Consider the following 11,812-nt stretch of genomic DNA (forward strand, 5'->3'; position numbering starts at 1 on the left):
GCCGAACACATGCCGCTTCCCACACACTTTCCCGTTCCGGACCTCGACGACCGCCGCTTCGACGAGCTCGTCGCCGAGCTGCAGGCCCGCCTCGCCCGCCACGTGCCGGAAATGGCGCCGCTGGCGCCGGGCGACCCGGTCTACGCGCTGGTCGATCTGTTCGCCTGGCTCACCGAGACCATCATCTACCGCGCCAACCAGATTCCGGAGCGCCAGCGCCGCGCCTTCCTGAACCTGCTGCAGATTCCGCTGCGCCCCGCCCGCCCGGCCGCCGGCATCGTCAGCATCGATGCCGCCAACCGCGCGCTGCCGCCGCTGCTCGCCGCCGAATCGCTGCTCAAGGCCGGCAGCACGAGCTTTTCCACCGTCGGCGAAGTCCAGCCCACGCCGCTCGCGCTGCACATCCTCGTCAAGCACACGCTGGACGACGCCGCGCTCGCCGCCGAAGGCATCAGCCTCGAACAATTGCGCGCCCAGTACGGCGTCGAACCCGCCGCCTTCCGCCCGCTGACGCTGGTGCCGGGGCGCGACGCGCTGAGCACCGCCGGTACGCGCGACGGCGCCTTCCATCTCGCCATCGCGCTCGCCAAACCCGCTTTCATCGCCCAGGCCGATTTGCTGCGGCGCGATCTGGCCGGCATCGTGCTCAACGTCGGCCTCGCGCCGCTGACGGAACTCGAAGGCCAGCTCGCCACCGGCCTGCGCCCGCGCAAGCTGGACTGGGAGCTCGCCTGGTGGCCCGACCCTGACGGCGCGCCCGGCAGCGTGCGCTACCTGCCGCTCGAAGTCGTCGGCGACAGCTCGGCGGGCGGGCGCCGCACCGGCGTCGCGCGCCTGCGCCTGCCGCGCAACGCCGAACTGCTGCGCGCCGCCAGCGCACTCGATCCGCAGTTCGCCGGCCTCGGCGACACGCCGCCGGAAGCCCCCGCCGAGCTGCGCCCCGGCCAGTTGCTGTTCTGGCTGCGCCTGTCCTGCGCCGACGAAGCGGCGCTGAGCCTGGGCTACATCGGCCTCAATGCGGTCGACGTCATCGGCCAGGGCATCGCGCGCGACGTGATGCTCGGCGCCGGCAACGGGCGCCCCGACCAGCGCTTCGAACTGCCGCACGCGGACGTGGACGCCGCCAGCGTGCAGGTCGACGTCGAACACCTGCGCGCCTTCCAGCCGTGGACGCAGGTGGCGCATTTCGCCGGCAGCGGGCCGGACGACACCGTCTTCACCGTCGATGCGGCCAGCGCCAGCGTGCATTTCGGCGACGGCATACGCGGCAAGCGCCCGCCCGCCAACGCACGCATCCGCGCCGCCTTCTACCGCCATGGCGGCGGCAGCGGCGGCAACCTGCCGGCCGGCAGCATCAAGGAAATCCACGGCGGCGGCACCCGCCTGGCGCTGCGCCACGAATGGCCGACGCGCGGCGGCGTCGATGCCGAGACGCTGGACGAGGCCGAACGCCGCATCCCCGCCTTCCTCGGCCACCGCGACCGCGCCGTCACCGCCGAGGACTACGGCGTGCTCGCGCGCGACAACCCGATCAATCCGGTGGCGCGCGCCGAAGCGGTCGCCGGCTTCTTCCCCGGCGCCAGCCTGAAGGCGGTGCGCCGCGGCGTGCCGGGCGTGGTCGGCGTATTCGTGCTGCCGCCCGCGCCGCAGGCGCTGGCCGCCGCGCCGCGGCCCAAGGCCGGGCTGCTGACCGATGTGTACGACTACCTGTCGGCGCGCTGCATGCTCGGCACCGAGCTGTACGTGCTGTCGCCGCAGTTCGTGCCGGTCGCCGTCGCGCTGTCGCTCGAGGTCGTCGATCCGGCCACCGAGCAGCAGGTGCATGCCGAAGTCGAGCGCGCGCTGCTGCGCTACCTGTGGGCGCTGCCGCCAGGCGGCCCGCGCGCTGCCGGCTGGCCGCGCGGCAAGGCGGTCGAGATCAACGAACTGCGCACGCAGGCCGGGCGGGTCGAGGGCGTCGAGGCCGTCAACGCGCTGCGCCTGTTCTACCAGGACCCGCAGCAGGACGCGCCGGCCTGGCTGGAACTCAGCGGCGCGCAGGCGCTGCCGCTGCTGGACTTCCAGCTTCCCGAGCTGATGGCGGTCGCGATCCGTCCGGGCGAGGACCGCCCCGCGCCGCCGCGCGGCTTCGGCCCCGGCGCGCCGGCGCCGGACGGCGGCAGCCGGGCGGTGCCGGTCCCGGTCATTCCCGACCTCTGCTGAGGACACGGCGATGAACAGCAACGGCACGCGCTTCCTGCTCCTCGACGGCGCCGCGGATTTCCGCAATGCGAGCCGCCAGTGCGCGTGGGATGCCGAGCAGCGCGCATTCACGCTGACGCGCCAGGACGGCGCGAGGATTCCGCAGCTGCCGCCGGCGCGCGCGCGCGACATCCATGCCGCGGCGACACCGTGGATGATCGACGACCACGGCCAGCTCGGCCGCCTGTCGGACGACGGCCTGCGCCTCGAATGCGCGCTCGCCTGGCCGCCGGCGCAGAGGCAGCCAGCTCAGTGGCAGCCAGTACTCGCCGCGCTCGACGACGCCGAAACCGGCGCACCCGACCTCGAATCCCTGCTGCTGGACCCGGTCGACGCCCCGCACGGCCGCTTCACCGACCTCGCCTTCGGCGGCAGCGGCGTGGTCGCGCTGCCGTGGAGCGACGGCGGCACGGCGCACGGCCTCACTGCCGTGCATCTGCGCCGCCGCTGGCAGACGCACTGCATGCTGGCGTTCGCGCCGCGGCACGCCTGCGTCGAAGCGGCGAGCGGCGCCGACCGCGTCTGGCTGCTCGGCGAGACGCGGCTCGGGCTCGCCGCCGGCGCCCCGCTGCCGCGGCGCTACGCCGGCCGTCCGGAACGTTTCGAGCCGCTGCAGGCCAACCCCGATCCGCTGCGCCTGCTGTGGGACGTGGCGCTGCCGCCGCACCGCGGCCTGCTGGGCCTGGCCGCCGACGGCGAACGCCTCTACATCCTCGCCGAACGTCCGGACAGCACCGACGATGCGCCGCTGATGCAGGTCTTCAGCCGTCCGCTCGCCGCCGGCCCCGCCGCCGCCTTCCGCATCCATCGCCTGCCGGCCGGGCTGCCGCTCGCCACCGACATCGCCGCGCCGGGCGCGGGCCGTTTCCTGCTGCTGATGCCGTTCGAGGAAGGCGAGCAGCATGGCCGGCGGCGCGACTGCCCGCTCTTCGCGCTGGCGGACGACGGCGAGGAAAGCAGCGAAAGCAGCGCACAAGAAGCCCGCGCCGAAGCCGTGCCCGAGCGCTGGCCGCGCCGCTCGGAAGCCGCGCTGCCCGCGGCGGCGCGCTTCGTCCGTCGCCGCGACGGCCATCCCTGCACACTCACCAAGGACGGCCCGATCCGCCTCTACCGCCTCGCCCAGGCCCACTTCGCGCCATCCGGCACGGTGACGCTGAGCGAGATGCTCGATTCGGCGATGCCCGACACGCTGTGGGACCGGCTCTATCTCGACGCCTGCATCCCGCCCGGCTGCCGCATCGACATTGCCGTCCAGGCCGGCGACGACCGCGCCCGGCTGCCGGCGGAGTGGATCGAACAGCCGCAGGCGGTGCGGAATCCGCAGCCGTCCGAGCTGCCGTTCGCGCCCGGCCGCGCGCCGCCCGACGATCCCCATGCCGGCCTGTACGAAGTGCTGCTCCAGCGCGGCACCGGCGCGGTGCGCGAAGTGCGCGGCCGCTACCTGCGGCTGCGCCTCACGCTGCACGGCGACGGCCGCCACAGCCCGGCGATCTTCGCGCTGCGGGTGTATTACCCGCGCTTTTCGTGGCAGACGCACTATCTGCCGGACCACTTCCAGCAGCAGGAACGCCCGCAGCCCACGAATGCCGACGAGGTGGCGGACGGGGTGCCGGCCAACGGCGCGGACCTGCGCGAACGCCTGCTGGCGAGTTTCGAGGGCGTACTGACGCCGCTCGAGGACCGCATCGCCGCCAGCGAAATCCTCGTCGATCCGGCGGCGGCGCCGGCCGCGCACCTGCCCTGGCTGGCGCATGTCCTCGGCACCGCCCTGCCCGGCCACTGGCCCGAGGCCCGCCGCCGCCGCTGGCTCGCATCCCAGGGCGCGCTGCAGCAGACGCACGGCAGCTATCGCGGGCTGCTGCTGGCGCTCGACATCCTGACCGACGGCGCGGTCGCGCGCGGCGCGGTGATCCCGGTCGAGCACTTCCGCCTGCGCCGCACGATGGCGACCCTCCTCGGCATCGACATGGACGACCGCGGCCATCCGCTGACGCTGGGCACCGGGCAGTCGGGCAACAGCATCGTCGGCGACAGCCTGATCCTGTCGGACGACATGGCGCGCGAGTTCCTCGCCCTGTTCGCGCCGGAAGTGGCCGAACGCCAGGGCGAAGCGGCGGTGGTCGAGCGCTTCTTCGACGAAGCCTCGCGGCGCCTGACGGTGATCCTGCACGGCCCGGCGCGCGGCCTGCAGGCGGTGGTGCGCGATGCGCTGCCGGCGCTGGTGCCGGCGACCGTGCAATGGGCCGTCCGCAGCAGCGAGCACCCCTTCGTGCTCGGCCTGTCGCCGCTGCTCGGCATCGACACCTGGCTGGAAACCCGGCCGCCGTCCGGCCGCGTCGTGCTCGAGCGCACGCGCCTGGGCCGCGGCGATCTGCTGCACAACCCTGTGGCGCTCGACCCCGAGCATGCGGTGGCCGTCGGGGCGGGCGCCGGTGACGGACCGTAAAGGACCAGAAAGGAGAAGGGCATGAGCAAGCCCGACGACAACTGCGATGCCAGCCTCGCCAGCGACGGCCGTTTCGAGGAGGCGCTGAAGCGCGTGAGCCACCAGCCCGGCATGCTGCTCGGGCTGGAAGCGACGCGCGCCGAGCAGGACTACCACCGCCGCCGCGCGACGCGCCACGGCTACTGGCTGCACGGCGCCGGCACCGTGGCCGGCCTGCGCGTGAGCATGCGCGCGGAAGACCCCGGCAACGACACCGACAACGTGCGCGTGCGCCTGGTCGTCAGCCCCGGCATCGGCGTCGATGGCCTCGGCCGCGAAGTCAGCGCCGCCGAGCCCTACTGCGTCGATCTCGGCGCCTGGCTCACCGCCCAGTTCGAGGACGAGGCGGCGTGGGGCGCACTGATCCGCGACGGCTATGACGAACCCGGCAACCTGCTGTGGCTCAAGGTCACGATGCGCTACCAGGACTGCGCCAGCGGCCTGCAGCCGGTGCTGGCGACCGGGATCAATGCCGGCACCGATCCGGTGCAGCCCAGCCGGGTCGCGGACTGCGTGCTGTTCGAACTGGCCGCCGAGCGCCCGCAGGACGTCGCCGACGACGAACACCTCTTCGCCGCCCATGCCCGCATCCGGCCCTTCGACGAGATCGAGGACAGGCTCGGCGAAAGCGAGCGCAGCCGCATCGAAGCCGCCAGCGGCGGCGCGCGCGGCCAGCTCGAACTCGGCGCCCGCCTGCTGCATTCGCTCGGCGACGACAACCAGGCGCTGGTTGCCCGCCAGGCTTTCCTGACCGAGCCGGCGCTGCTCGCGCGCACGCTGCTCGCGCGCATCGCGATCCGCCTGACGCCGCCGGCGCCCGGGTCTGAGTCTGAGTCTGAGGCCGAGCTCGGGCCCGGCCTCGTCGTCAACCCGCGCCGCATCGAGGTGGACAACCTCGTGCGCCCCTTCCTGTTCAATGCCGCCGCGCTTGCCCGGCTGATCCGCGCGTAAGGAGCCGCCATGGCCACCATCCACTTCACCCCGCTGCGCACCGGCACGACCAACGCGGCCGGCGAACGCATCTCCAGCATCGACCCGCTGCTGTCGCGCACCAACTACTTCGACGGCCAGTTGTTGAAGGCCTCGGACCTGAACCGCGACCAGATCTACCTCGACGAACGCCTGCTCGAACTCGGCCAGGTCTTCGGCGCCGGCATCGTGCGCGGGCTGGAGCCGAGCCTGAAGTCCGGCCACGTGCTCGAAGTCGCGCCCGGCATCGCGATCGCGCCATCCGGCCGCGTGCTGCAGCTCAACGACACGCCGCTGACCATCGACCTGCTCGACAGCGGCCTGATCGCCACCCTCAACGACGGCCGCTTCCGCAGCCATGCGCGCGGCCTGTACGCGCTGGCGCTGACGCACGCCGAGATGATCGACGGCATCGCCGAGGCCTACCCGAAGGATCTTTCCGCGCCGCGCACGCCGCATGTTTCCGCATGGGCCGAAGGCGTCGAGCTGCGCCTGGTCCCGCTGCCGCTGCCCTTGCCGCAGCAGGACGAGATCGCGGTGCGCGCGAACCTCGCGCGCGAGCTGCTGGGCAGCGGCGAACGCCTCGCGCTGCCGTCCGACGACGCCGTGGCGCTGGGCCTGATCGCCGTCGAGCGCGGCCGCATCCTGTGGCTGGACCGCGGCCTGCTGCGCCGGCCGCAGCGCGCGCTGAACACCCCGAACGCGATCCAGCAGGATCTCGCCGCGCATTACCAGGAACTGCTGCAGGCGGTGCTCGCGGCGCGGCGCAGCAGCGGACTGCGCGGCGCCTTCGCCGCCAGCCAGTACTTCCGCGTGCTGCCGCCCTGGGGCTCGCTGCCGCAGGATTCGATCGACCCGGTCGGCGGCCGCCAGCAGTTCTTCCCCAAGGATTTCGAAGTCAGCATCGCGCCGCTGCGCCGCAGCGAACTGGCCGCGGTGCTGGCCGATTCCGCCCATCTCGCCCCCATCGACCTCGAACGCGACGCCGACTGCGACGTGATGGTGCTGGTGCCGATGAGCGACGCGGCCTTCGCGCTGCGCGCCCGCCAGCTCGAAGCGCCGGCCGAGGCCGTGCCGCGCGCGCTCGGCCGCCTCGCGCGCCTGGATCGCCTCGCGCTGCGCGTGCTGCCGCAGCCCCCCATCCACCGCATCGATACCGACGCTGACGTCTGGCGCGCGATCTGGGCCGAGGCGAATCCGGACGAAATCCTCTACGTGCGCCGGCCGCCGCGCACCGCCGAAACCGCCGTCAGCGCCGTCGTGCTGGCGCTCGGCACCACGCTGCCGCCGCCCTCCGCGGCCCTGCCGCCGGATGCCGCCCGGCTCGAAGACGAACTGGACGCCGCCCTCGAAGCCGCCGACACGGCCGAGGAAGCGCGCGGCGCGCTGGAAGCCGAAGCCGCGCGCCTGAAGATCCGCATCGCCGAACTGGAAAAGGCGGTCGCCCTCGGCGGCGACCAGCGCCTGGCCGATGCGCTGGCCGAAATCGAGCGCCTGGCGCTGGCGCTGGAGGCTGCGCGGAAGGAGATCGAGACGCTGAGATCGGACCAGCGCAACGCCGCCGTGCTCGCCAATGCACTCGAAGCCACCAGCGCGCAGATCGACAAGTTGAAAGCCGATCTCGACGCCGCGCGCGCCGAGATCGAGCGCCTGAAGACGGCCGCCTCGCCAATCGACGAGACGGTGAAGCGGCGCATCGACGAGCTTTCCGGGATGCTCGACGACGAACGCGCCCGATCCGCCGCGCTGGACAGGGAAGGCTCCACGCTTGCCGCCCAGTTGAAGGCCTCGCAACTGCAAATCGCCCAGCTCGAGGCCGAACTGAGGGAGGCCAGGATCAGGCTGGAAACGGCAGGCGGTACCGATGCCGATCTGAAGGCCGCGCGCGAGGAAATCGACAAGCTGAAGGCGGACATCGAAGCCGCGCTCAGGACGCAGGACAGCACCGGTGCCGAACTCGCCGATGCGCGCACCCGGCTCGAAGCCAGCCTCGAACGCGAAGCCAGGGGCAGTACGCGCATCGCCGAAATGCAGGCCGCGCTCGACAAGGCGGCAAGCGACAACAAGGCCCTGGGCGCCGAACGCACGGCACTGGAAGGCCGGGCGACCAAAGCGGAAGCGGAAGCCGAGAAGCTGAAGCTGGAGGCCGCGCGCGCGCCCGACCTGCAAACCATGCTGTCGCTCGAAATCCTCGCCCGGACGCGCGGCGCGGACGAAGCCGGCATCAAGGCCGCCGCCGCTGCCGACGCGCTGATCGGCGCCGACGGCAGCGCGCGCCTGGCCGCGGTGCAGATCGTCGGCCTGGCCGAGCGCCGCACCGAGCGGGCGCTGTGGCCGAGCATGCAGGCCATCGCCAGGGCCGATGTCGCGCACTTCGAGAAGCTCCGCGAGCACCTGTTCAAGAGCGGCGGCGACGTCGATCTGCCGAAGTTCTTCGTCGCCGAAGGCAAGAACTACGGACTGGCCGCGGCCCAGATCAGGCTGTGGGAGTCGCTGATCGGCTGACGGCAAGGAGAAGCACATCATGGCCACCACGTCCTTCCTGCCGCCCGGCCTGCTCGCCGCACTGGCTTCGCGCCCGGCGCTGACGCTGCTGCCGCGCGTGCCGCCGTCCATCCGCCTGCACGAACCGGAACGGCGCGCCGGCGACCCGCGCCGGCTGAACCTCTTTGCCGGCCGCGCGCTCGGCGAGCGCGAGTTCGAGCGCCTGCAGGCCTATGTCGACGACCGCATCGCGCCGCTGCTGGCGAGCCTCGCGCCCGGCATCGTCGAAGGCCTGGCCACGGCCTTTTCCGGCAGCGGCGCGGACACCCGCGTGCGCGTGCAGCCGGGCCTGGCGGTCGGCGCCGCGGGGCAGTTGATCCGCCTCTTCCATCCGCTCGACCAGGCCTGGACCGACCTCGCCGCGCAGGCCGAACGCGACCAGGACAGCCCACTGCGCGACGGCCTCTTTCTGCTGACGATACGCAGCGCGGTCGAGCCCATCGACGACAGGGCCGCGCAGGAGCCCTGCACCCGTACCGAAGCCGACCCGCTCGCCGAGCGGCGCATCGAGACCGTGAGCCTGCTGGGCCTGCAGCGCGTCTCCGGCAGCCCGCGGCTGATGGCGATGCCGCAGGCGCGCGCGGCCAACCGCATCGGCGTCCGCCTGCTGCGCGAAGCGCCGTTCCGCGCCGACAGCGGCGCGGTGCCGCTGGGGCTGGTCAAGATCGTCGACCGGCTGCCGGTGTGGTTCGACCCGCTCGCCGGCCGGCTGCTGGCCGGACCGGACGCTGCCGCGCACACGCTGCTCGCGCACACGGTCGCGGCCCTCGAAGCCTGGCAGCGCGCCCACGCCGCGCCGCTGCCGGACGTGCCGACACAGACCCTCGCCGAGCTGCTGGGCCTCGACTACCTACCGGCCGCCGGACCGCTGCCCGCCGCGCTGCTGCGCGATCCGGCGGCCAGGGCGCCGTCGCTGGCCTTCCTGCCGGCCGACCTGCAGGTCGAGCTTGCGCCGGTGCCGGCGGGCACCATCGAAGGCGTGGTCACGGACGAACTTCCGCGCGGCAGCGTCGACCTGATCCACGGCCTGGGCGAGCGCATCCGCCTGCTGCTGGCGATTCCCGACCTCGACTACCGCCGCGACCTGTTCGACCTGCCGCAGCGCGACACCCGGCTGGAAGACGAGTTGTTCCGCCGCGCGGAAACGGCCACCCGCGCATACGAGGCATGGAAGCAGCAGTGGTACGCGCTGTTCCACGGCCTTTCCGCCGCGCAGTTGAAGGCCCTGCGCGCGCCGGGGCTGATCGCCTCGCCGCCGCCCGATCCCGGGCACTACCGCAACAAGCTCGTCAGCGACCGCGCCGGCAGTCTGCCGCCCGAAGAACTGCCCGAGCCCTATGCCAGCCACCTCGCCGAACCGCATCCCGCGCCGGAAGACTACGGCAGCGTCGCCTCCGCCGCGCCCGACGGCGACGGCCTGCTGTTCCAGCGCGAAAAGCTGCGCGACGACATCCGCCATCTGGAAGCCGCGCTGGACCAGAGTTTCCGCCTGCTCGAAGAGGTCAATGACTTCCTCGGCCTGCAGCGCCAGCAGCTCGATGCACTGACGGTGTCCTTCAGCGCGCTCGCCGGCGGCGTGGCCGGCGACGGCCTGGGCGCGCAACTGGTGCGCTGGACGACGGCCCGGTTCACCCCCGTGGTCAGGACGGAGAATCCGAAATGAGCGAACTCTTCAACAGCTTCGCCAGCGGAACGGTGAACGTCAACGAACAGAAGCTTGCAACGACACCGCAGACGGGCGCCTTCACCACCAACGCCCTGCTCTCCGGCGTCCTGCAGCAGGAAAGCCTGCTCTCGGCCGGCACGCTCGCCGCGCTCGGCACGCTGCCGCTGCAATTCTCCCAGCCGAAGGAACCGCTCACCGAGCCGGTCTTCAACAAGGCCCCCTCCACCGGCAAGGGCGTGCTGTCGCACGTCAATCCGATCAAGGACAGCTTCCTGAACGTGCAGCGCGAGCTGCTCGATCTGCGCGACAAGGCCGACACCCGCCGGAACCAGGCGAAGTCGCTGATCGACCGCGTCTGCGACTTCCTCGACGACCACCTGCAGCCGGCCGAACTGCGCCGCCTCGGCGTCATCGCCGACGACAGGGAGGCGCCCGCCTTCCGCCTGCGCATCGCCCCGGACCTGCACTCTGCCGCGGGCCTGCTGCTGCGCCCCCGGCTCGACCGCGCACTCGCCAAGCCGGGAGAGGCCGGGCCCGACGGCACGCCGCACAACGACGAATCGGCGCTGTTCTCGGCCGGCAAGACCATCGCCGACGACATCGCCAAGATCGAGGCGCTGCGCGGCGCGTTGATCACGCTGCGCCGCCGCCACCAGCAGACCGTCGACGACCTGCGCGCCCGGCTCGCGGCATTGGAGGCCGACATCCCCGGCGAGATCCGCCAGCTCGACGTGCGCGAACGCGAACGCGCCGAGGCTCTCGACGACTACGCCGTCGCGCAGCGCCTGCTGGCCGAGCACTGGCGCGAGGTCGAGGCCGCCCATGCCGAGCGCCGCCGCATCATCGAAAGCCATCTCGGCCTGTTCTACGTCAAGGTGCGCGAGACCCCGCTCGGCCGCACGCTGCCCGATCCGCTGGACCTGCGCCCGTCCAGCCCGGACGACCTGGTGCCCGGCTGCGCCGGGCGCGACACCGCGCTGCCCGCCGCGCTCCTGCCCTTCATGGAGGCGGTCTACGCCATCCCAGCCGGCGACTGGGCGGGCCTGCGCCCGCTCGGCCATCTACTGCCGGGGCGGGAGATCCTCGCCGGCCTCGTCGATGCGCGCCGGCACAAGCTCGCGCTGCAGTTGAACCGCACGGTGGTAGCCGCCGCCTTCGCCACGCCGGTGCTCGCCGGACTGGCGCAGCAGAACGATGCGCTGGTGCGCGAAGTCGCGATGCGCCCCTTCGACGCCGCCGCGCTGACGGACCTGCAGCGCCAGGGCAGCGCGATCCTCGCGCTCGACGACCTGCTCGCCATTCCGTCGCCGCTGCTGCGCGAGCCGGCGCGGGCGCTGCACCAGCGCCTCGACGCCGCCGCCGGCTGCCTGCTCGCCCGCCTGCGCGCCATTTCGCCGTCCATCCGCCTCGACTGGGCGACGGCCGCCGAGGCCAACCGCCTGGCGGTCGACAGCCCGGAACGCTGGCCCGGCCTCGCCAGCGCCGAGGAGCGCGACTTCAACGGCGTGCGCACGCTGGTCGAACTCGTCGCCTGGTGGTTCCGCCAGCTCGACGCCGATGCCTCCGCCGCCGCGCGCAGCGCGATGCGCAACCTCGTGCGCGCCTGCCTGCTGCTCGCCGCCAGCGACGACCCGCAGCAACTCGTCCAGGGCAGCATCAAGACCCTCCCCGGCCGCTTCCGCCTCGGCGACGCGCTGCGCCTGACGCTGAACCGCGAGGCTGCGCCGGGCACGCTGCTGCAGCTCTTCGACGACAGCCAGCGCGTCATCGCCACGCTGCGCGTCGACGATCACGACGGCCAGGGCACGGTGGCCTCGGTCGCCAGCATCCTCGATCCGCGCCTGGAACGGGAGCCGGCCGCGATCCTGAGCACGGCGCTGCGCATCAGCGGAGCCGACCGGGGCTGA

The 11,812-nt window shown here is 73.0% G+C and carries 6 protein-coding genes; all 6 read left to right on the plus strand.

Annotated features, from left to right (window positions below):
* Positions 1-9 precede the first annotated feature (9 nt).
* From TBU01S_RS10835 to TBU01S_RS10860, 6 genes are read left to right on the plus strand one after another with little or no spacing between them, the layout of a single operon-like run.
* On the plus strand, positions 10-2,202 hold the full coding sequence (locus tag TBU01S_RS10835) for a putative baseplate assembly protein (RefSeq protein ID WP_068636660.1): 2,193 nt from the start codon (positions 10-12) through the stop codon (positions 2,200-2,202).
* A 10-nt stretch (positions 2,203-2,212) separates the two neighbouring features.
* Positions 2,213-4,687 carry a phage tail protein gene (locus TBU01S_RS10840; RefSeq protein ID WP_068636661.1) on the plus strand — a complete coding sequence of 825 codons (2,475 nt, stop codon included), beginning with the start codon at positions 2,213-2,215 and terminating at the stop codon, positions 4,685-4,687.
* 21 nt (positions 4,688-4,708) lie between these two features.
* A complete protein-coding gene (locus tag TBU01S_RS10845; protein WP_068636662.1) occupies positions 4,709-5,677 on the plus strand; it encodes a hypothetical protein in 969 nt (322 codons plus the stop codon).
* 9 nt (positions 5,678-5,686) lie between these two features.
* A complete protein-coding gene (locus TBU01S_RS10850) occupies positions 5,687-8,200 on the plus strand; it encodes a coiled-coil domain-containing protein (protein WP_068636663.1) in 2,514 nt (837 codons plus the stop codon).
* A gap of 19 nt (positions 8,201-8,219) precedes the next feature.
* On the plus strand, positions 8,220-9,902 hold the full coding sequence (locus tag TBU01S_RS10855; protein WP_068636664.1) for a hypothetical protein: 1,683 nt from the start codon (positions 8,220-8,222) through the stop codon (positions 9,900-9,902).
* Positions 9,899-11,812 carry a hypothetical protein gene (locus TBU01S_RS10860; protein ID WP_068636665.1) on the plus strand — a complete coding sequence of 638 codons (1,914 nt, stop codon included), beginning with the start codon at positions 9,899-9,901 and terminating at the stop codon, positions 11,810-11,812. The genes TBU01S_RS10855 and TBU01S_RS10860 overlap by 4 nt, the downstream gene beginning before the upstream one ends.

Origin of the sequence: Thauera butanivorans NBRC 103042 (genome assembly GCF_001591165.1) — a bacterium.
In the GTDB taxonomy this organism is placed as follows: domain Bacteria; phylum Pseudomonadota; class Gammaproteobacteria; order Burkholderiales; family Rhodocyclaceae; genus Thauera; species Thauera butanivorans.

What these genes read in the sequence shown, in the direction of transcription:
- TBU01S_RS10835 (WP_068636660.1), top strand. Translation starts at nt 10, where the DNA reads ATGCCGCTTCCCACACACTTTCCCGTTCCGGACCTCGACGACCGCCGC.
- TBU01S_RS10840 (WP_068636661.1), top strand. Translation starts at nt 2,213, where the DNA reads ATGAACAGCAACGGCACGCGCTTCCTGCTCCTCGACGGCGCCGCGGAT.
- TBU01S_RS10845 (WP_068636662.1), top strand. Translation starts at nt 4,709, where the DNA reads ATGAGCAAGCCCGACGACAACTGCGATGCCAGCCTCGCCAGCGACGGC.
- TBU01S_RS10850 (WP_068636663.1), top strand. Translation starts at nt 5,687, where the DNA reads ATGGCCACCATCCACTTCACCCCGCTGCGCACCGGCACGACCAACGCG.
- TBU01S_RS10855 (WP_068636664.1), top strand. Translation starts at nt 8,220, where the DNA reads ATGGCCACCACGTCCTTCCTGCCGCCCGGCCTGCTCGCCGCACTGGCT.
- TBU01S_RS10860 (WP_068636665.1), top strand. Translation starts at nt 9,899, where the DNA reads ATGAGCGAACTCTTCAACAGCTTCGCCAGCGGAACGGTGAACGTCAAC.